Annotated in this window: 18 protein-coding genes and 1 tRNA gene; 12 read left to right on the top strand and 7 right to left on the bottom strand. The window is 64.5% G+C overall.

What is annotated here, in order from left to right; all coding sequences use genetic code 11:
- The first annotated feature begins 41 nt into the window (after window positions 1-41).
- From thiD to ISS97_RS20110, 5 genes are all read left to right on the top strand, one after another.
- The gene (gene thiD, locus ISS97_RS20090; protein ID WP_379984672.1) at window positions 42-827 is read left to right on the top strand and encodes a bifunctional hydroxymethylpyrimidine kinase/phosphomethylpyrimidine kinase; all 786 of its coding nucleotides are present in this window, start codon (window positions 42-44) and stop codon (window positions 825-827) included.
- 74 nt (window positions 828-901) lie between these two features.
- The gene (locus ISS97_RS20095) at window positions 902-1,828 is read left to right on the top strand and encodes an aspartyl/asparaginyl beta-hydroxylase domain-containing protein (protein ID WP_379984671.1); all 927 of its coding nucleotides are present in this window, start codon (window positions 902-904) and stop codon (window positions 1,826-1,828) included.
- 221 nt (window positions 1,829-2,049) lie between these two features.
- On the top strand, window positions 2,050-2,952 hold the full coding sequence (sigJ, locus tag ISS97_RS20100; RefSeq protein WP_379984401.1) for an RNA polymerase sigma factor SigJ: 903 nt from the start codon (window positions 2,050-2,052) through the stop codon (window positions 2,950-2,952).
- A 38-nt stretch (window positions 2,953-2,990) separates the two neighbouring features.
- Window positions 2,991-3,458: a carboxymuconolactone decarboxylase family protein gene (locus tag ISS97_RS20105; protein ID WP_379984400.1), complete on the top strand. Its 468-nt coding sequence runs from the start codon at window positions 2,991-2,993 to the stop codon at window positions 3,456-3,458.
- 253 nt (window positions 3,459-3,711) lie between these two features.
- Entirely contained in the window at window positions 3,712-5,109 is a 1,398-nt protein-coding gene (locus ISS97_RS20110) for a serine hydrolase domain-containing protein (RefSeq protein WP_379984399.1), read from the top strand.
- Here the strand turns inward: ISS97_RS20110 and ISS97_RS20115 are convergent.
- The 4 genes from ISS97_RS20115 to grxC form a co-directional block, all read right to left on the bottom strand.
- Window positions 5,078-6,208 (bottom strand): helix-turn-helix domain-containing protein, encoded by a 1,131-nt coding sequence (locus ISS97_RS20115; RefSeq protein WP_379984398.1) that lies wholly within the window; start codon window positions 6,206-6,208, stop codon window positions 5,078-5,080. The two genes, ISS97_RS20110 and ISS97_RS20115, sit on opposite strands and share 32 nt — an antisense overlap.
- A 124-nt stretch (window positions 6,209-6,332) precedes the next feature.
- A complete protein-coding gene (locus tag ISS97_RS20120; protein ID WP_379984397.1) occupies window positions 6,333-7,346 on the bottom strand; it encodes an isocitrate dehydrogenase in 1,014 nt (337 codons plus the stop codon).
- A gap of 188 nt (window positions 7,347-7,534) precedes the next feature.
- Window positions 7,535-7,930 carry a carboxymuconolactone decarboxylase family protein gene (locus tag ISS97_RS20125; protein ID WP_379984396.1) on the bottom strand — a complete coding sequence of 132 codons (396 nt, stop codon included), beginning with the start codon at window positions 7,928-7,930 and terminating at the stop codon, window positions 7,535-7,537.
- Window positions 7,927-8,190: a glutaredoxin 3 gene (gene grxC / locus ISS97_RS20130; RefSeq protein WP_379984395.1), complete on the bottom strand. Its 264-nt coding sequence runs from the start codon at window positions 8,188-8,190 to the stop codon at window positions 7,927-7,929. The genes ISS97_RS20125 and grxC overlap by 4 nt, the downstream gene beginning before the upstream one ends.
- Window positions 8,191-8,316: 126 nt before the next feature.
- On the opposite strand from grxC, the gene ISS97_RS20135 reads away from it, so the two are divergent.
- The 7 genes from ISS97_RS20135 (at window position 8,317) to ISS97_RS20165 (ending at window position 17,606) form a co-directional block, all read left to right on the top strand.
- Window positions 8,317-10,011: a M48 family metalloprotease gene (locus tag ISS97_RS20135; RefSeq protein ID WP_379984394.1), complete on the top strand. Its 1,695-nt coding sequence runs from the start codon at window positions 8,317-8,319 to the stop codon at window positions 10,009-10,011.
- 137 nt (window positions 10,012-10,148) lie between these two features.
- The gene (gene phoB / locus ISS97_RS20140; RefSeq protein ID WP_090450288.1) at window positions 10,149-10,838 is read left to right on the top strand and encodes a phosphate regulon transcriptional regulator PhoB; all 690 of its coding nucleotides are present in this window, start codon (window positions 10,149-10,151) and stop codon (window positions 10,836-10,838) included.
- Window positions 10,839-10,921: 83 nt separating this feature from the next.
- Entirely contained in the window at window positions 10,922-12,190 is a 1,269-nt protein-coding gene (gene phoR / locus ISS97_RS20145) for a phosphate regulon sensor histidine kinase PhoR (protein ID WP_379984393.1), read from the top strand.
- A gap of 203 nt (window positions 12,191-12,393) precedes the next feature.
- Complete coding sequence (gene ppk1, locus ISS97_RS20150) at window positions 12,394-14,496, top strand: polyphosphate kinase 1 (RefSeq protein ID WP_379984392.1); 2,103 nt, start codon at window positions 12,394-12,396, stop codon at window positions 14,494-14,496.
- Window positions 14,497-14,566: 70 nt separating this feature from the next.
- On the top strand, window positions 14,567-16,084 hold the full coding sequence (locus tag ISS97_RS20155) for a Ppx/GppA phosphatase family protein (RefSeq protein WP_379984391.1): 1,518 nt from the start codon (window positions 14,567-14,569) through the stop codon (window positions 16,082-16,084).
- Between the two features lie 74 nt (window positions 16,085-16,158).
- Window positions 16,159-16,869, top strand: coding sequence for a peptidylprolyl isomerase (locus ISS97_RS20160; protein WP_379984390.1), 711 nt, complete (start codon window positions 16,159-16,161; stop codon window positions 16,867-16,869).
- A gap of 8 nt (window positions 16,870-16,877) precedes the next feature.
- The gene (locus ISS97_RS20165) at window positions 16,878-17,606 is read left to right on the top strand and encodes a UDP-2,3-diacylglucosamine diphosphatase (RefSeq protein ID WP_379984389.1); all 729 of its coding nucleotides are present in this window, start codon (window positions 16,878-16,880) and stop codon (window positions 17,604-17,606) included.
- 332 nt (window positions 17,607-17,938) lie between these two features.
- Here ISS97_RS20165 and ISS97_RS20170 read toward each other — a convergent pair.
- The 3 genes from ISS97_RS20170 to alaS form a co-directional block, all read right to left on the bottom strand.
- Window positions 17,939-18,031 (bottom strand) — tRNA-Ser (locus ISS97_RS20170).
- A gap of 73 nt (window positions 18,032-18,104) precedes the next feature.
- Window positions 18,105-18,311 carry a carbon storage regulator CsrA gene (gene csrA / locus ISS97_RS20175; protein ID WP_379984388.1) on the bottom strand — a complete coding sequence of 69 codons (207 nt, stop codon included), beginning with the start codon at window positions 18,309-18,311 and terminating at the stop codon, window positions 18,105-18,107.
- Between the two features lie 258 nt (window positions 18,312-18,569).
- The gene (gene alaS / locus ISS97_RS20180) at window positions 18,570-21,206 is read right to left on the bottom strand and encodes an alanine--tRNA ligase (protein ID WP_379984387.1); all 2,637 of its coding nucleotides are present in this window, start codon (window positions 21,204-21,206) and stop codon (window positions 18,570-18,572) included.
- Window position 21,207 lies beyond the last annotated feature (1 nt).

A 21,207-nucleotide genomic window follows, 5' to 3' on the forward strand; every position in this document is an offset into this window, starting at 1 on the left:
GATTCCGGCCTGCGCCGGAATGACGAGCAAGAAGCCAAGCACTGATGTCCACAACTCCTCCCATCGCCCTCACCATCGCCGGCTCCGACTCCGGCGGTGGTGCTGGCATCCAGGCTGACCTGAAGTCCTTCCATGCGCGCGGTGTTCACGGTCTCTCCGTGATCGCCGCGATCACGTCGCAGAACACCCGCGGCGTCACCGCCGTACACCCGGTGCCGCTCGCTCATATTCGCAGCCAATTGGCTGCGGTGTTCGATGATTTCCCCATCGCCGCAGTCAAGACCGGCATGCTCGGCAATGCCGCCATTACTCGCCTGGTGGCGCGCGAGATGCACCGGCGCAAACCGGCTTGGCTGGTGGTGGACCCGGTGATGATCGCCACCAGCGGCTCGCGCCTGCTGACCGAAGACGCCATCGGCGCGATGGTCGACAAACTCATCCCGCTCGCCGATCTCATCACTCCCAATCTGCCGGAAGCGGAGGCGCTGCTCGGCCGTCCGATCCGCACCGCCAAGGACTTCGCCCAGGCCGGCGAGGATCTGCTCGCGCTAGGCGCAGGTGCCGTCCTGCTGAAGGGTGGCCATGCCAAAGGCGGCGAGGTGATTGACCGTCTCTACGACGAGCAAGGCGTACTGGAACTGCATCACCCACGCCTGCGCGTGGAAGGCCATGGCACCGGCTGCACGCTGGCCTCGGCCATCGCCGCCGAGTTGGCGAAAGGTGCCTCGCTGCGCGCGGCAGTGCGCCGTGCGGTGGACTACGTTCATCGCGCCCTGGCACAGAGCTACCGCCCCGGTGGCGGCAAGGTTCATGTACTGAGGCATTGAGCCCGCCGGCCAGGGGGTAGAATGGCTGTTGATTTCACTGAGCGCCCCTGCCCCACATGATTCTTGCCCCGCGCCTGATCCTGCTGATCCTCTTTGCATTGTTCGCCCTTTGCGTGCTGATGGTGCATCTGCGCGGTCGCGCCCGGCTGCGCTTCGATCGCCAGCTGGTGGATCACTCGGCGATTTTCGCGCCGTACAATTTGTTGATGTACGCCTTCTCGGCGGTGCCCGCGCGTCCGATTCTCGACCGCCGGGGTTTCCCCCAACTCGATCTGCTGCAGGCGAACTGGCAGGCGATTCGCGAAGAAGCGCTGCATCTGTTTGACGAGGGCTTTATCCGCGCAGCGGAAAAGCACAACGATGCGAGCTTCAACAGTTTCTTCAAACAGGGCTGGAAGCGCTTCTATCTCAAGTGGTACGGCGAACCGCTGGCCTCAGCCGAGACGCTGTGCCCGCAAACCGTGAAGCTGCTCAACGCGATCCCCAGCGTGAAGGCGGCGATGTTCGCGCTGCTGCCGCCGGGCAGCAAACTCAACCCGCATCGCGATCCGTTCGCCGGTTCGCTGCGCTATCACCTGGGCCTGATCACGCCGAACTCCGAGGATTGCCGCATCTTCGTCGATGGCGAAATGCATTACTGGGGCGACGGCAAGGATGTGGTGTTCGACGAAACCTACGTGCACTGGGCCGAGAACCGCACCGACCAGACTCGCGTGATCCTGTTCGCCGACGTGGAGCGCCCGCTGCGCACACGCTGGATGAACGCCATCAATCATCGCGTGGGGGCCTTTATGGGCAAGATCACCGCCTCGCCGAACACCGAGTCGCCGGAAGAAAAGACCGGCTTCGTCAATCGCATATTCGCCCTGAACCAGCGCAGCCGCGATCGCAGCCGCGCCTTCAAGAAGAAGCACCCCAAGCTGTTCCGCGTGCTGAAATACATCGGCATCGTGCTGATGATCTGGCTAGTGTTTCTGGCGCCTTATCCGTTCGTACGTTAGAGCCTGTCCCTAGTCTCTGCATGGCCCGCGCCGGGATCGGTTTGCGCGCAGGGCAAGGAAGAACGAGGGCGTGTACGTCCGTACACAACCGAGTGATGACGCCGCCATGCGGGCAAACAGACCCGGCCCGGGCCATACAGAGATTAGGAGCAGGCTCTTCAGCCCTGTCACGTTTCGGACGCTTGATACGTCCTGGTGTCATCCCCACCCAGGAGCCTCCGATGGACGCACAAACCGCCCTCTTCCAGCAGCACCGCCAGCGCCTGTTCGGCCTGGCCTATCGCATGCTGGGCCGCCCGGCCGACGCCGAAGATGTGCTGCACGACGCCTGGCTGCGCTGGCATGAGCAGGACACCGCCAAGCTGGACGACCCCGAGGCCTGGCTGGTCACGGTGACTACCCGCCTCGCCCTGGATCGCCTGCGCCGCGCCAAGACGGAGCGTGAGCACTACACCGGCCCATGGCTGCCCGAGCCGCTGGAACCCACCGACGACGAGGCGCCATCCGATCACGCCGAGCGTGCCGAGACCTTGAGTCTGTCCTTCCTGCTGTTGCTCGAACGGCTTAGCGCGGAGGAGCGTGCCGCCTTCCTGCTCAAGGAAGTGTTCGATTACAGCCATGCGGAAACCGCTGCCATCCTGGGCATCAACGAAGAAGCCTGCCGTCAGCGCGTGCACCGCGCCAAGACACGCCTGCGCGACGGGCGCCCGCGTTTTCAGGTCAACCCGGCCATGCAGCAACGCATGCTGCAACGCTTTGTCGCGGCACTGGAGCAGCCTTCACTGGACTCGCTGCGCGCGCTGTTCGCCGAGGACGCGGTGCACCTTGCCGACGGCGGCGGTGTGGTGCGGGCCACGCTGCGCCCGCTGCATGGCGCTGACCGCCTCGCCCGCCTTTATCTGCAGATCGCCATCAACACCATGGACATTCCGCAGCAGCGCGTATTGGGCACGCTCAACGGCGAGCCCGCGCTGTTCCTGTGGAGCGAAGGCAAGCTGACCTCGGTGATGTGGGTGGAATGCGAGGACGATCGCATCACCGAAATCCACGCCATCCGTCATCCGGACAAACTGACCCGCATCGAGGCTGTCACGAAATCCATGGGTGCTGCGTCCTTGCATTGAACAGCCAATACCGGCTGCGTCCATTCAAGGAGCCCCCCATGTCCCGTTTTGCCATCCAGAAGCACTACAACGCCCTCCAGCCGCTGTTCGCACTCGGCAACAACATCCGCGCCAGCGGCCTGGAGAACACCCTGATCGAACTGGTGCTGATGCGCGCCTCCCAGCTCAACGGCTGCGCTTATTGCCTCGACATGCACAGCAAGGATGCGCGCGCCGCCGGCGAGACCGAGCAGCGCCTGTATCTGCTGCCCGCGTGGCGCGAGGTGTCCCTCTACAGCGAACGTGAGCGCGCCGCCCTGGCCTGGTGCGAGGCGCTGACGCACCTCGACCCGCACGACGCGGTGCCGGACGCCCTGTACGAACAAGCGCGCGCCCAGTTCGAGGAAAGCGAGCTGGTCAACCTGACCCTGCTGGTGACGATGATCAACAGCTGGAACCGGATCAATGCCGCTGCGCGTACCGAGGCGGGTAGCTATCGGCCCGGGATGCATAAGACCGCAGCCTGAGTCCTGAAGGGTTCGCCAGAGCCGAACCACCTGCTTCGACCGACCCCTCTCCCGCCTGCCGGCCCCCTCTCCCGGCGGGAGAGGGATTTGCCGTGGAAGGGGTAGTCAGCAACCCAATCCAGCGACGTCCGAATCGGGCGAATCGCATCAGTACGCCGTTCTCGCGCCGTACGACTCCGCCGGATCGGACGATGGACAAAGCCCTCACACCCCAAGCTGACCACCCCGACTCACTGGAATCCGGCGGATCCCCATGGCTTTGCGCATCCTGAAAATCATTCTCGGCACCCTGCTGGCGGTCGTCCTGATCGCGGTCGTCTACATCAATACGGCGGGCAAGGATCTGCTCTACACCGCCACCGGCTCGGTCAGCCGGTCCCTTTGCGCGACAGCCTTCGTCGCCGGGCTCAGCCCTGATCAGATGTTCCGCGAGGAACAGCGCCCATTGATGAGCAGCGTCGCTTGGGCGATCCGTTACCAAGTGGATCGCGCTCAGCGCGAGGTGCGCGCCTCCCTGCTCGGCGGCTTTACCGCGCGGGCCGTCTTCCGCCCCGGCCTGGGTTGCCTGCTCGTCCACGGCAATGGGCCGGTGCCCGAAGCCAACGGCTTTGTGCCGGCGCCGATCGCCAGCCCCTACCCGCAGGCGCCGGTCGAACCAGCCGACCCTGCCATCCGCCAGGCACTCGATAAAGCCTTCGCCGAGCCCAACCCGGCTCACCCAAGACTGACCAAGGCAGTGGTGGTGCTCCACGATGGCAAGCTGATCGCCGAGCGTTACGCGCCGGGCTACAGCCCAGACACGCCGATCTACGCCCACTCACTGACCAAGTCGGTGATCAACGCCCTGACCGGCGTCCTGGTGCGGGAGGGCAAGCTGCGGCTGGATCAGGCCGCCCCCGTCGCCGACTGGCAAGCGCCGACTGACCCACGCCGCGCCATCACGGTCGACCATCTGCTGCGCATGGACAGCGGGCTGCCCTTCGACGAAACCGAGAACACCGACGGCCCGCTCAGCCCGATGACGCGCATGCTGTTCCTGGAACACGACATGGCCGGCTACGCCGCGCAGACGCCGCTCGCCCATCCTCCCGGCACGGCCTGGGGCTACAGCAACCTGAGCTATGTACTGCTGTCGCGCATGATCCGCGACGCGGCGGGCGGCAGCGCAGTCGATGCCGAGCGCTTCGCACGCCACGAACTGTTCGAACCGCTGGGCATGCGCAGCGCGGTCATCGAAACCGACGAAACCGGTACGCCGGTGGGATCGAGCAACGTGTATGCCTCCGCGCGCGATTTCGCCCGCTTCGGCCAGCTTTACCTCGACGATGGCGTGATCGATGGCCGACGCATCCTGCCGCAGGGCTGGGTGGACTACAGCCACTCGCAGACGCTCAAGACCGGTTACGGCGCCGGCTTCTGGACCAACCTGGTGAACGAGGGCAGCGTGCCGGTGTGGGATGCGCCCTGGGGCATGCCGCAGCTACCGAAGGATATGTTCTATGCACGCGGCGCGTACGGACAGTACGTGGTGATCGTGCCGTCGGAACGGCTGGTTGTGGTGCGCATGGGTATCACCCTCTCGAACAGCACCGGCATCGGCGATGTGATCGCGGACATCATCAAGGCGTTGCACCGCCAGCCGTCACCATGACCTTGCGGTAAGCGCTCGGCGTCTCGCCCACTTGTTTCTTGAAGGCGGCATTGAAGGTGGATTTCGAAGTGAAGCCGCAGGCATAGGCGATATCGAGAATGGTGCGCGTATCGCCCGCATCGGCCAGGCGGACGCGCGCCGCCTCGATCCGCAAGCGGTTGATGTAATCCCAGAAGCTGCCCCCGAGACGGCGGTTGATCACCGCCGATACCAGGTACTCGGGATAGCCGCTGCGCTTGGCGACCTGACCGATAGTCAGGGCCGGCTCGAAATACAGCGCCTCTGTCCCACCCATCAATTGCGAGAGCCGCGCCTCGACCGCAGCGAAGCGAGCGTCGTCCTGGCCGGCGCCCAGAGACGCCGCCTCGAGCTCGCTGGCCGCCGCCGGCGCAGGTTCGGGCTCAGCGATGACTGGCGGCTGGCCAAGGCTGAACCAACCGACCACGCATACCCACGCCGCTACCGCACCGAACAACAAGCCGTAGTTGACGATAGGCAGGTTCACCACCGCCTGCACGATGGCAATGAACCAGATCACGATCTGGCACCCCGCCATCGCGTCGATCCAGCGCAGCGACATACGGTCGGCATCGGAGCGCCGCTCACGCAGGCGACGCCGATAACGGTGCACCAACAACAGCGCCACCACGACGTAGGAAAGGCTATAGATAAACAAAGGAGCGTCGAACCACACCCCGACCGACTTCTCACCCGCAATCCAGCGCGCGGACAACGCCTGCAACTGCGCGTGATCCATCACCCAGACATAACCGTTGAGCACCAGCATCACGCCAAAGCCCAGCAGATGCACCACGTCACGCCACTGGAATCTGCGCGCCTGCGTCAACGCACGCACGTAGAGAAAGAACAGGCTGCCGTAAAGGAACGGAAACAGCGCCACGAAGCGATAGGCGCGGAACCATTCCGGCGACAGCAGATGCCAGTAAATCGCCTTCACGGCCAGGTCGGCGCCGGTCAGCGCCACCCATACAGCAAGCAGTCGATTCGCCTCGCGGTTGACCGGCCGGCGCCATAGCGCCAACGCCAGCAGGGCAGCCTGTAAAGCGGCGGCAAGGTAAAGGAAAACCCAGAACGTCATGCGCGCGATCGACCCGAGACAGGGATGGTTTGGCCGCTGATCCTAGCGACCCGCCCGGCGCCGATCCAGAAAACAAAAAAGCCGCGGACATGCCGCGGCTTTTCGTTTGGCAATGGAACGCCGATCAGGCTTTGACGCGCTTGACGATGGCATCGCCGAACGTGGCGGTGCTGCCCTTGCCACCAAGGTCCGGCGTCACGCTGTCGCGGTCGTTCGCCATGGTGTCGCGGATCGCCTGACGCACCTTGTTGCCCTTCTCCACCATGCCCAGATGATCGAGCATGTCGGCGGCGGCCAGCAGCAGCGCGCAGGGATTGGCGATGCCCTTGCCGGCGATGTCCGGCGCGGAGCCGTGCACGGCTTCGAAGATCGCTGCGCTCTCGCCGATGTTGTCACCCGGGGCCAGGCCCAGGCCGCCGACCAGGCCGGCGCACAGGTCGGAAAGGATGTCGCCGAACAGGTTGGTGGTGACGATCACGTCGAACTGCTCGGGCTTCATCACCAGCTGCATGCAGGTGTTGTCCACGATCATCTCGTTGAACTCGATCTGCGGGTATTCCTTGGCCACTTCGCGGGCGATGTTGAGGAACAGGCCCGAGCTGGTCTTCATGATGTTGGCCTTGTGCACGGCCGTGATCTTCTTGCGACCCTTCTTTACCGCCATCTCGAAGGCATAACGCACGATGCGGGTGCTGCCTTTGCGGGTGTTGCGCACGATCGAGGTGGCGACTTCACCGTCCTCGGACAGCGTCTGGCCTTCCGATAGGTAGGCGCCCTCGGTGTTCTCGCGCACCGTGATGATGTCGATGTTCTCGAAGCGCGCCTTGGTGCCGGGGAAGCTGATCGCCGGGCGCACGTTCGCGTACAGGTCGAAGTGGCGGCGCAGCGTGACGTTGATCGAAGTGAAGCCACCGCCGATCGGCGTGGTCAGCGGACCCTTGAGCGCGACCTTGTGCTTGGCGATGGTGTCCAGCGTAGCCTGCGGCAGCAGATCGCCATGCTTCTCGAGCGCCACCATGCCGGCATCGACGAACTCATAGGACAGGCCGCAGTCCAGCGCATCAAGCACGCGCAGCGTGGCGTTCATGATCTCCGGACCGATACCGTCACCAGGGATTACGGCGATGGTCTTGCTCATGGGGAACTCCTTGAAGGAAAGAATCGAACAGCCCGATGCGGGGGTGCCGGGCCATAAATCCTTTCAATTATCCCCGATGGCGCGTGAAGCAGCCAGTACGGAACCCGCGCGAGGCGTTGCAAATACTCGCATGGAGCATTGCATAACCTCGCACGGAGGGGGGCCGGCTACCGTCGGCCCGCCGTGCCTCAACTGTGGCTGTCGTAGCCTTCGGCCGCGGCGGGTTCGCCCGACTCCAGCTGGTCCAGGAAATCCACCGCGCGGCGCAGGTGTGGGATCACGATGGATCCGCCCACCACCAGGCCCACGCTGAAGGTTTCGAAAAACTCTTCGCGAGTCACCCCGGCCTCCTTGCACTGGGCCACGTGATAGCTGATGCAGTCGTCGCAGCGCAGCACCATGGAGGCGACCAGGCCCAGCAGCTCCTTGGTCTTCACGTCCAGCGCACCGGGCTTGTAGGTCTGGGTGTCCAGCGCGAAGAAGCGGCGCACGACCTGATTGTCTTCGGCCAGAATCCGCTCGTTCATGCGCTGGCGGAAGGCGGTGAACTCGGCGACGCGGTCCTTGCCCTTGTCGGCGCTCATGCGGCGCTACCCAGCAGCTCGGCCAGCTTGCCGCTGCGATCGGCGGCGACCAGATCGTCAAAGCCGCCCACGTGCTGGTCGTTGATGAAGATCTGCGGCACCGTGCGGCGGCCGCCGCTACGCGCCAGCATCAGTTCGCGCTGGGCAGGGTCGGTGTCGATACGCACTTCAGTCCACTCCAGCCCCTTCGACTTCAGCAGGTTCTTGGCGGAGATGCAGTAAGGACATACGGCGGTGGAATAGACCTCGATCTTGGGCACGACGACACTCCGAAACAAAAAACGACAATGGCCGGCTAATTGGGGACAAACGTCCCAAAAACAAGCCGATACCCCAATGAACCGACACCGCTGGATAGCGGTCACAAGTGATATTGTCACCCACCTATGCGCATGGCACCACGCACCCTCGTCCCCCGCCTCCTGACCACCCTGATCTGCGCCAGCCTGGCCTTCGCCGCCGGCGCGCAAGACAGCAGCGTGCGCCTGCCGGATCTGGGCAGCTCCGCCAACGCCCTGGTCTCGCCCCAGGAAGCCCAGGACTACGGCGCCGCCATGTTGCGCCAGATGCGTGCCATGGACATGGTGGTGGACGACGCCATGCTGGACGACTACATCAACGACCTGGGCTACCGCCTGGTCGCCAGCAGCGACAAGCCCAAGGATCATTTCTCGTTCTTCATCGTGAAGGACTCGGTGATCAACGCCTTCGCCGCACCCGGCGGCTACATCGCGGTGAACTCCGGCCTGATCGACATCACCAACAGCGAAAGCGAATTGGCCGGCGTGATCGCCCACGAAATCGGCCATATCACGCAGAACCATTTGCAGCGCGCATTCGAAGCTTCGAAAAAAGATGCGCCGCTGATGGCCCTGGTACTGCTCGGCGCCATCGCCGCTGGCGCCGGCGCGCATGCCGGCGATGCGGCCGGCGCGGTGCTGATGGGTGGCCAGGGCCTGATGCTGCAGCGGCAGATCAACTTCACCCGCAAGGACGAAGTCGAAGCCGACCGCGCCGGCATCCAGACCCTCGCTAACGCCGGCTTCGACCCGACCGCCATGGCCACCTTCTTCGAGCGCATGCAGGACACCCTGCGCGCCGGCTCCGGCGGCGATCGCGACGTGCCCGAACTGCTGCAGACTCACCCCGTGACGCTTTCGCGCATCAGCGACGCCAAGTCGCGCGCCGGCACGCTGCTGGCGGAACAAAAGCAGCGCCCCGCCGCACCCACCCTGGTCAAGAACCAGTGGGAAAAAAGCACCGCGCCGATCGCCTATGTGAAAGACCCCACCGCGCTCATCAACACGCGCAACGGCACAGGCGGCCTGGACACCTACGGGCTGATGCGCGAGCGGGTACGCGTGCTGTCGGGTGACGCATTGCAACTGAGCACTTACTACGCCTCCAACCTGGAAAGGCAGCACGGCTTCGATACGCCCGCAAACCGCTACGGTTACGCGCTGGCACTCCTGCGCAGCGGCCGTGCCGGCAAGGCCGTCGACGAACTGAAGCCGCTGCTGAAGAACTACCCCGACAGCCAGGTGCTGCAGATCGCCCAGGCCGACGCCACCTTCCAGGCGGGCCATCGCGGCGAGGCGCTTACCATGTACGCCGAACTCAACCGCCAGTCGCCACGCAATCGCGCCATCGCCCTGGGCTATGCGCGGGCGCTCACCGAGGGCGGCAATGCCGCCGACGCCGGCCAGGCGGCCAACATGCTGCGCCCGATGCTGGACAACGCCGAGGAGCCGGAGCTCTATCGCAGCTATGCCCGCGCCAGCGACAAGGCGGGTGACCCGGTGCGCGCCGGGGAGGCCTATGCCGACGCCAGTTACCTCTCCGGCCGCCCCTTCGACGCCATGGAGCAGCTCAAGCGCCTGCTCAAGCGCCCCGACCTGGACTACTACGCCCGCGCCCGCATCCAGGCCCGCATCAGCGATCTCACTCCGCTGGTGATGGAGCTGCGCAAGCGCCGGGTGCAGACCGAGGACAACCCCGAAGGCCGCCAACAGCAGTTGCAGAAACCCTCCGACAACTGCACCGGCCGACTCTGTTTCAGCGCCATGGGCGATTCACATTAGGGACCCAGGCCTCTTTTTCGAGTTATTTGTGCCATTCGAGGCGATTTTTCGTCTCGCCCTCGTGAAATGTCATCGCGACGTAACATTGGACCGCTGCAATAATTGCGTCATAGGCCACCCCAAGCGGACCACATCGCGTGCATAAGCGCATCCTGATCGTTGAAGATGAAGCATCGATCCGCGACATGGTCGCCTTTGCCTTGCGCAAAGCCGGCATGGACGCGGCCCACGCTGCCGATGCACGAGCCGCCCAGATATCCATTGCCGAACAGGTTCCCGACCTGATTCTGCTGGACTGGATGTTGCCCGGCACCAGCGGCCTCGAACTGGCCCGCCGCCTGCGCAAGGAGGAGCTGAGCCGGGAAATCCCGATCATCATGCTCACCGCCCGCGGCGAGGAAATGGACCGCGTCAACGGCCTCGAAGCCGGCGTGGATGACTACGTGGTGAAGCCCTTCTCCACCCGCGAGCTGGTCGCCCGCATCAAGGCGGTGCTGCGGCGCAGCCAGGGCGATGATGGCTCCGGCATGGTCGAACTCGGCGGACTGCGCATCGATGGCCCCGCCCATCGCGTGTTCGCCGGCGAAGACGCGGTGCCGATCGGCCCCACGGAATATCGTCTGCTGTATTTCTTCATGACTCATCCGGAACGCGTCTACTCGCGCGCGCAGCTGCTCGACCATGTGTGGGGCGGCAGCGTGTACGTGGAGGAGCGCACCGTCGACGTGCATATCCGCCGCCTGCGCAAGACGCTGGAACCGTGGAAGCTGGACGAGATGGTGCAGACCGTACGCGGTGCCGGCTACCGGTTCTCGGCCAGCGTCTAAGAGCCGGCTCTCATTCCGTTTGCGGGACCGGCAGCGTTTGCCGATATGCTTGCTCGCCGTTTCGGCGCCATGGCTGACTCCCGATGCTCCAGTTCTTCGACCGCTCCTGGAAACTGCCGGCCGCACTCGCGGCCGGCTTGCTTGCGGGCGGACTGCTGGGCTGGCTCGCGAACGGCCATATCGCTACAGGGGTGGCGCTTGTCGCCATCGCGGAAATCGTCTTGCTGCTGACTCGAATCCGTCATGTAACACGGCACATCATGCCGTCAAACCCCACTATCAGCTCCCTGCAGCATGACCGCTTCATGACGCGTTCCCGTCGCATTGCATCCAGTTTGCGCGATCTGCGCAGCGCCGCCGGCAGCCTGCCCGACGCCGTCGTTCTGCTCGACAACGAGCAGCACGTGCGTTGGTTCAACCATGCTGCCGAAGATCTGCTCGGCCTGCGCCGTCCGCAGGACCGAGGCACTCATCTGCACGAGCGCATGGGCACCACCGAACTGGCCGGCTGGCTGCAGGACGGCGCACACGAGCCGCTCAATGACGTGGTGGCACCGGGCCATCCGAACCGCCACATCAATGTCACCTTGCTGCCCTTCGGCCGCCGTCAACGCTTGTTGCTGGCCCGAGACATCAGCCATCTGACCCGGCTCGAACAGATCCGCCGCGACTTCGTCGCCAACGTGTCGCACGAATTGCGCACGCCGCTCACGGTGATCCACGGCTATCTCGAACTGATCGATCCGGAAGATGTGCCGGAACTGGCACCCGTGCTGGGCGAAATGCGCGCGCAATCCAAGCGCATGGGGCAGATCGTGGAAGACCTGCTCACGCTATCGCGCCTGGAAACGCAGGAGCACGTGACCGACGAGCGCGTGTCGATGACACCGCTGCTGGCCACCATCCGCAAGGAAGCCGAAGCGCTGAGTCAGGGCCGCCACCACATCACGGTGGAATCCACCGCCGAGGCCGATCTGCTCGGCTCGCCCAAGGATCTGCACAGCGCGCTGTCCAATCTGGTCAGCAACGCCGTGCGCTATACACCTACCGGAGGCAACATCACGGTCCGCTGGAAGCGCACGCCGGAAGGCGCCACTTACTCGGTGACTGATACCGGCTTCGGTATTCCGGCCACCCATCTGGCGCGATTGACCGAGCGCTTCTACCGCGTCTCCTCTAGCCGCTCACGCGACAGCGGCGGCACTGGCCTGGGCCTGTCCATCGTCAAGCACGTGCTGAATCTGCACCAGGCACGGCTGGAGATCGAAAGCGAACCCGGCCAGGGTTCCACCTTCTCCTGCTGCTTCGGCCACGAGCGCCTGCTCAAGCCCGGCACCTCGGACGAGATGTAGGAGCGCACCCTGTGCGCGAAACGGCCCGAAAGGGCCGCACTCTGACCCTCCTATAGATACCGGCCCTGCAAGGCAGGGCTTTCGCGCACAGGGTGCGCTCCTACCGAGTACGTGGCCGCCCGGGTGAACGGTCGCCGAGTGGCCCATCACAGTACGCGGCAGTGCCGCATGTGCTTGCGGGCGCCATCCGCCAGAATGCTCCGATGCGCCGTAAACCTGCCACACCGTCTCCCTTGATCGACCGTGCCGCCCCCGAGCTGTACCTGAGCCGCGAACTGGCCGCTCTCGAATTCAACTTCCGCGTACTCGCCCAGGCGCGCGATACGCGCGTGCCGCTGCTGGAACGGCTGCGCTATCTGAGCATCGTCGCCAACAACCTCGACGAGTTCTTTGAAGTGCGCGTGGCCATGCTCAAGCATCACCACAGCTTCGGCTCCGCCGCGCCCGGGCCGGATGGCCTGGCTTCCGGCGAGCTGCTGTCGCGCATCCGCAAGCGCGTGCTGAATCTGGTGTCCGAGCAATATGCGACCTGGCAGGACGAAGTGAAACCGGCGCTTGATGCCGAGAACATCCACTTCCTCACCCGCGATCGCTGGAGTGATCGCCAGCGCCGCTGGCTGCAAGGCTATTTCGAGAACGAGGTATTGCCGGTGCTGTCGCCGCTCGGCCTGGACCCGGCGCACCCGTTCCCGCGCATCCTCAACAAGACCCTCAACCTCGCCGTGGTGCTGAAGGGCCGCGATGCGTTCGGGCGCGAAGGCCACATGGCCCTGGTGCGCGCTCCGCGCTCGCTGCCGCGCATCATCCGCTTGCCTGATGAAGTCTGCGGCCCCGGCGATCACTACGTCTTCCTCGCCGAACTGTTGCAGGGTTTCGTCGACCAGATGTTCCCCGGCTTCAAGGTCGCCGGTTCGTACCAATTCCGCGTCACCCGCAACAGCGAGCTGATGGTGGAAGAGGCCGAAGTGGACAACCTGGCCCGCGCGCTCAGCGAGGAACTGCTGGGTCGCGGTTACGCGCGCCCGGTACGGCTGGAGATCGGTGCCGACTGCCCGAAGGCGATCGTGTCCATGCTGATCGCCAACTTCGAACTGGAAGAGAGCGACGTCTATCGTTGCGATGGTCCGGTCAACATCATCCGTGCCGGCACCATCTATGACGGACTGGACCGGCCCGAGCTGAAATTCCCGCGTTTCACCCCGCAGCTGCCCAAGGCCTTCGACGCCAGCAAGTGCAAGTTCGAAGTGCTGCGCGAGCGCGACGTGCTGCTGCACCACCCCTACGAATCCTTCGCCACCGTGGTCGACCTGCTGCGACAAGCCGCGCAGGACGCCAATGTGCTGGCGATCAAGCAGACCTTGTACCGCGCCGGTGTGGATACACCGCTAGTTGATCTATTGGTGGAAGCCGCGCGCAACGGCAAGGATGTCACCGTGGTGATCGAGCTGCGTGCGCGTTTCGACGAGGAAGCCAACATCCGCCTCGCCACGCGCCTGCAGGAAGCCGGCGTGCAGGTGGTATACGGCGTGGTGGGCTACAAGACTCACGCCAAAATGCTGCTGATCGTGCGCCGCGAGGGCGAACTGCTGCGCCGCTACGTGCATCTGTCCACCGGCAACTATCACCAGGCCAACAGCCGCGCCTATACCGATATCGGCCTGATGACCGCCAACCCGGAAATCGGCGAAGACCTGCACAAGGTCTTCCAGCAATTGTCCGGCCTGGGGCCGATGATCCAGCTCAAGCGCCTGCTGCATTCGCCCTTCACCCTGTACAAGAGCGTGGTCGCCAAGATCGAGCGCGAGACCGCGCATGCACTGGCCGGACGGCCGGCGCGCATCGTCGCCAAACTCAATGCCTTGAACGAAGCGCATGTGATCGAAGCGCTCTACCGCGCCTCGCAGGCCGGTGTGGAGATCGACCTGATCGTGCGCGGCGCCTGCACCTTGCGACCTGGTTTACCGGGTATTTCCGAACGCATTCGCGTGCGCTCCATCGTCGGGCGTTTTCTCGAGCACAGCCGTGTGTACTGGTTCGCCAACGGCGATGCGCCGGAAACCTATTGCGCCAGCGCCGACTGGATGGAACGCAACCTGATGCGGCGCATCGAGGTGGCCTTCCCCATCCTCGATCCTGCTCTGGCGAAGCGCGTATACGACGAAGCTCTGGCCAACTATCTGGAAGACAACACCCAAGCGTGGCTACTGCAAAGCGACGGCCATTACGTCCGGGCCCAGCCGAACGAAGCCGCACCGCACGAGGCACAACAATTCCTGCTGGATAAGCTGAGCCCGACGGTTGCCTGAAGCGCCGGGCTGACGCATCCGGTTCGGTGCGTGCGAGAATCCCGTCTCATTGCACGAAACGAGTCCCCGCATGAGCCAAGGCGATCCGATTCAGATCAAGGACGGCGAACTGATCGCCGCCGTGGACATGGGTTCCAACAGCTATCACATGGTGGTGGCGCGGGTGGAGCATGGTGAGCCGCGAGTGATCGATCGTCTGCGCGAGACCGTGCGCATGGCCGCAGGCCTGCGCGCCGACGGCACGCTGGATGCCGAACACCGCGCCCGCGCCTTGAATTGCCTGGCTCGCTTCGGTCAGCGCATCGCCGGCGTGCCTTCGGCACGCGTGCGTGCGGTAGCCACCAATACCGTGCGCCGCCTCGCGTCACCGCAATCGTTCCTTACCGCTGCTGAAACCGCGCTGGGACATCCGGTAGAAATCGTCTCGGGCCGTGAGGAAGGCCGCCTGATCTTCCTTGGCGCCTCGCACGACCTGCCGGCATCGCGCGAAAACCGCCTGGTGATCGACGTGGGCGGCGGCAGCACCGAGTTCATCATTGGCCGCGGCCTGGCCCCGATGCATACCGAGAGTGTGCAGGCCGGCTGTATCGCCTCGACGCTGCGCTTCTTCCCCGGCGGCAAGCTCAACCGCAAGCGCTGGCAGCGCGCCCGCAGCGAGATCGGCGTGCTGCTGCAGCAGTTCGCCGAGGACTACCGCGAGGCGGGCTGGGTGGATGCGTTCGGATCCTCCGGCACGGCCAAGGCGATCGGCTCGGTGGTGCAGGCGATGAAGCTTTCCGATCACGGCGTCACCCCGGCTTCGCTGGGCGCGCTGCGCGATGCCCTGATCGACCAGGGCCAGATCAGCACGCTCAAACTGCCCGGTCTCGCCGAAGACCGCGCGCCCGTGATCGCCGGCGGCGTAGTGATTTTCGAGGCAGCCTTCGAAGCGCTGGGCATCGAACGGCTACGCGTGTGCGAAAGCTCAATGCGCGAAGGCCTGCTGTGGGATCTGCTCGGCCGCGCCGGCGGCACCGATCCGCGTACCGCCAGCATCGATGCGCTCGCCTCCCGCTATGGCGTCGACCGCGCCCAGGCGCGCCGCGTCGAATCCACCGCGCTGATGTTGTTCGACCAGGTCGCCAAGTCCTGGAAGCTGGATGCCGAGGCGCGCGAATGGCTGTCGTGGGTGGCGCGCGTGCATGAAATCGGCCTGGCCATTGCGCATAGCCAGCATCACCATCACGGCGCGTACATCCTGCGTCATGCGGACCTGGCCGGCTTCTCGCGACAGGAACAGCAATTGCTCGCCGCCATCGTGGAGTCGCATCGCCGCAAGCCGGACAAGGCACAGTTCTCGACGCTGCCGCAGCGTTATCGCACCCTGGCCCGCCAGATCACCGCCCTGCTGCGCCTGGCCGTGCTGTTCCGTCGCGCCCGCCGTGCGGAGTCGTTGCCGCAGATGCGCCTGGCCGCCACCTCCCAGCGCCTGCGCCTGGCCCTTCCGCGCAACTGGCTGGAACAGCATCCATTGACCGAAGCCGATCTCGAACAGGAGCAGGCCCCGATGTCCGAACTGGGCTTGAGCCTCAACCTTTCCGCCGTGTGAATGCGTGGCTCTTTAAGCCAAGCCTCACGCCCGCCGCGTATGATGCCCGGATGCCCGACGCCGCCCGAACCGCCATGCCACGACTCCTGCTCACCGCCCTGCTGCTGATCCTGCCGTTCACGCTCGCCGCGCAAGCCGCCAAGCCGGCCGCCGCCGCACCTGCCGCACAGGCCCATCCCCAGGTGGTCATGCATACCTCGATGGGTGACATTACCCTCGAGCTGTATCCCGATAAGGCACCCAAGAGCGTCGCCAACTTCCTGCAGTACGTGCGTGACGGCTACTACAACGGCACCGCGCTGCACCGGGTGATCGCCGGCTACATGATCCAGGGCGGCCTCTACACCCGCGACCTGCAGCCCAAGCGCACGCGCTCGGCCATACCCAGCGAAGCGGACAACGGCCTGTCCAACCTGCGCGGCACCATTGCTGTGGCACGTGGCGCCGATCCCAACTCCGGCACCTCGCAATTCTTCTTCAACCTGGTCGACAACCGCCGGCTCGACTACGTCGGCAACCAGAGCGGCCTCACCTGGGGCTTCGCCGTATTCGGCAAGGTGGTGAAAGGTATGGACGTGATCGACAAGATCGCCGCGCTGCCTACGCGCGGCCTTGGTCCATTCGCTAATGACGTGCCGAATCCGCTGGTGGTCGTCAATGTCGCCAACGTCGTGGGCGAAGAAGCACCCGCCTCCGCGGCCAGTGCCGCGGCACCTGCTCCCGCTGCGGTCGCTCCCGCCCCGGCAGCCAAGCCGGACAAGAAGCACAGCAAGGCCAAGGGCTGACCGCTCCGATGCACACCCTGTTCATTGCCGACCTGCACCTCGACGCCAACCGCCCGCAGATCACCCAGCTGTTCGAGGACTACCTCGCCAGTAACGAAGCTCGCCAGGCGGATGCGCTCTACATCCTCGGCGATCTGGTCGAAGCCTGGATCGGCGACGACGACGATGCCGAACTGCCGCAACGTATCGCGCGAGCCACCCGGCAGCTGAGCGACTCGGGTGTGCCCGTCTATTTCATGGTCGGCAACCGCGACTTCCTGCTCGGTGAAGACTTCGCTCATCGTGCCGGCCTCACCCTGCTAGATGATGGAACCGTGCACACCCTCTACGGCCGCCCCACGTTACTCATGCATGGCGATGTGCTGTGCACCGATGACGTCGCCTATCAGGCGGTGCGCAAGCAGGTACGCACGCCGGAATGGAAGGCACAGATCCTCGCCATGCCACTCGACGCCCGCCGTGCGTTTGCCGCCAAGGCACGCGAGGACAGCCGCGCACATACCGGCAGCACGATGGAAACCATCATGGATGTGAATGCCAACGCCGTGGCAGAGGCGATGGACAAGGCGGATGTGACTCGCTTGATCCATGGCCATACGCATCGACCGGCTGTGCATCGCTTCGAGCTGAACGGTCAACCAGCGGAACGCATCGTGCTCGGGGATTGGTATGAGCACGGGTCGGTATTGAAGGTGACGCAGGATGGAGTGGAGTTGCGCGGGTTGGCTGTAAGTTGAGTTTGCGCGGACGCGCGGAACTTTCCTGATCTTGGTTGAACTCGCACTGGCATGAGGTGTGGGGAACGTCTCAATCCCTCCACGAGTTTTCCTCATACACATCGGCGAGCCTGCGCAAAAAGCGCCCATGATTTCGATGACGTGCACGCTGACGTGAAGCGTGGGATTGTTCGGCCCATCCATGGGCCTCACCCCTACGCGCTTACGCGCTCCGGGGCCAGCCTTCGGCTGTCCAAATTCGCTCCCGGCGAATTTGTCGAACCGGAGGTTTCGTCCACACCTCTCTCTCCGCCAGATACGCAAAACGCCCCTTGCGGGGCGTTTTGCGTATCTGGCGGAGAGAGAGGGATTCGAACCCTCGATAAGGCTTTTGACCCTATACTCCCTTAGCAGGGGAGCCCCTTCGGCCTCTCGGGCATCTCTCCGTTTTTGTTCCGCATTTCTGCGGAGCCGGCAAGGATACTGACCGGCGCGCTTTTGGTAAAGCCTTTTTGCGGGTCAGTGATCGCCGGTAGAGTTCGAGGAACCGCCTTCCGGCTCGTGCTCGTTCTTGATCCGCTGATAGATCTCTTCGCGATGCACGGCTACGTTTTTCGGCGCATTGATGCCGATACGCACCTGGTTACCCTTCACGCCCAGGACGGTGACGGTCACCTCGTCGCCGATCATCAGGGTTTCACCGACCCTGCGGGTCAGAATCAACATGTTTGCCACTCCATGAAAGCTATGTGGTCACAGGCCAGCAGATGGTGAAACCTCACCCCTGAGCTCACCATCTGTAGTTCGACGAACTGTCCATCGAAGGCCCTACCGCCTTCCCCGGCTCAACAACAGGCACCCGAAGGTTTCCTGCCGCCTGGCGACGCCGCAACGAGCGTAGCCGACATTCGTCCGATACTAGCCGAGCGCGAGCGCGCTGCGCAATGCGCCCCACCTGTGGTAAGGCGCCTGTTCACCTCAGTTTTAGCCAGCCAGGCGCGTGCCGATCCAGCCCGGCAAACCCGCCAGCAAAGCGGGAAGCTGCGCCGTATCGTTACCGCCGCCCTGCGCCATGTCGGGACGGCCGCCGCCCTTGCCTTCGATCTGGCTGGCCACGTGGGCCACCACGTCGCCCGCCTTGACCCGGCCCAGCGCTTTGCCGTGTACACCCGCCACCAGGGACACGCGGCCGTCAGCCGCGCCCGCCAGCAGCACCACGCAATCGGCGAGCTGCTGCTTGAGCTGGTCGACGCTGTCGCGCAAGGCCTTGGCGTCCAGGCCTTCCAGGCGGGCAGCTACGACCTTGATGCCGTCGACGTTGTGCGCCGACGACGCGAGATCCGCCGTGGCCGAACCGGCGGCTTTGGCACGCAGGGATTCGAGCTCGCGCTCGAGCTTTTTCTGCTTGTCCAGCAACTGGCGCAGCTTCTCCACAGCGTCGTCGCCGCTGGTGGAGAGCAACTGCGAGAGCTCGCCCAGGCGCTGTTCCTCGTCCGCCACATAGGCCAGCGCACCCGCTCCCGTCACCGCTTCGATGCGGCGTACGCCAGAAGCGACGCCAGCTTCGCCGACGATCTTGAACAAACCGATATCGCCCGTGCGGCCCACATGAGTGCCGCCGCACAATTCGGTCGAGAACTCACCCATCTTCAGCACACGGACTTCGTCGCCGTACTTCTCGCCGAACAGAGCCATCGCGCCAAAATCGATCGCCTCGTTGTAACCCATATGATGCACTTCGGCCTGCGCGTTGCGGCGCACCTCGGCATTCACCAGGTCTTCGATGCGCGCGAGCTCATCGCGGCTGACCGGCTTGAAGTGAGAGAAATCAAAGCGCAGCCGTTCCGGCGCCACCAGCGAACCCTTCTGGGTCACGTGTTCGCCAAGCACTTTGCGCAAAGCGGCGTGCAGCAAATGGGTGGCCGAATGGTTCAGCACGATGGACTGGCGACGCGCACCGTCAACCAGGGCATCCAGGCTGTCGCCCGTGCGCAGCGGCTGGGCACCGTGCCAGCGGCCGGCGTGCCCGAAGAACACACCGCCCATCTTGAGCGTGTCGGCCACGTCGAGGCGGCCAGCACCGTTTGCCAGTGTGCCGGCATCGCCCACCTGTCCACCGGATTCGGCGTAGAACGGCGTGCGATCGAGGATCACCAGCCCCTCCTCGCCTTCGCCCAGCTGATCGATCTGCTTGCCGGCACGCACGATGCCGACCACTTTGCTGCCCTTGCCGGAAATCGTCTCGTAACCAAGGAACTCGGTCGGCTTGAGCTGGCTGGCCAGCTCGGCCGGCATCTGGCCCTTGGCCTCGAAACGGCTGGCGGCGCGGGCACGATCGCGCTGCTGCTCCATCGCCTGTTCGAAGCCGGCCATGTCCACGCTGAGCCCGCGCTCACGCGCGATATCGGCAGTCAGATCAACCGGAAATCCGTAAGTGTCGTACAGACGGAATGCGTCTTCGCCCGGGACAGTCTTGCCCGACTTGGCCGCCACTTCGTCGAACAAGCGCATACCGTGCTCGAGCGTCTCACCGAAGCGCTGTTCTTCCATGCGCAGCGCGTCCTCGACAAACGTCTGCTTGGCGGCCAGTTCGGGATAAGCCGAACCCATCTCCTCGACCAGCGGCTGCACCATCTTCCAGAAAAAGTCACCGCGCACGCCGAGCATCCAGCCATGGCGCAAGGCGCGGCGAATGATCCGGCGCAGCACGTAACCGCGGCCCTCGTTGGATGGCAGCACGCCATCGACAATCAGGAAGGAACAGGCGCGGATATGGTCAGCGATCACGCGCAGCGACTTGTTGCCGAGATCCTGGGTCTTGGTGAGTTGCGCAGCCACCTTGATCAGGTGCGCGAACAGGTCGATCTCGTAGTTGGAGTGCACGTGCTGCAGCACAGCGGCCAGGCGCTCCAGGCCCATGCCCGTATCCACGCACGGTGCCGGCAGCGGCGACAGCGTGCCGTCAGGCGCGCGATCGAACTGCATGAACACCAGGTTCCAGATTTCGATGTAGCGATCGCCATCTTCATCGGGTGAACCGGGCGGACCACCGGCGATCTCTTCACCGTGATCGTAGAAAATCTCGGTGCAGGGACCGCAGGGGCCGGTGTCTGCCATCTGCCAGAAATTGTCGGAGGCGTACGGCGCGCCCTTGTTGTCGCCGATGCGCACGATGCGCTCCGCCGGCACGCCCATGTCGTTGTGCCAGATGCCGTAAGCCTCGTCATCGGTGTGATAGACGGTGACCCACAGCTTTTCCTTGGGCAGCTTGAAGACGTCGGTCAGCAGCTCCCAGGCGTAGCGGATCGCATCGCGCTTGAAGTAGTCGCCGAACGACCAGTTGCCCAGCATCTCGAAGAAGGTGTGGTGACGCGCGGTGTAGCCCACCGAATCCAGGTCGTTGTGTTTGCCGCCGGCACGCAGGCAGCGCTGCACGTCGGCCGCGCGCACGTAGGGCAGCTTCTCGCTGCCGAGGAACACGTTCTTGAACGGCACCATGCCCGAGTTGGTGAACAACAGGGTCGGGTCGCTGGCCGGCACCAGCGAGCTGGAGGGCACGATGGTGTGGTCCTTGGAGCGGAAATAATCGAGGAAGGCGGAGCGGATTTCTGCAGTTTTCATC

Source organism: Dyella koreensis, from assembly GCF_044904565.1.
In the GTDB taxonomy this organism is placed as follows: domain Bacteria; phylum Pseudomonadota; class Gammaproteobacteria; order Xanthomonadales; family Rhodanobacteraceae; genus Dyella_D; species Dyella_D koreensis.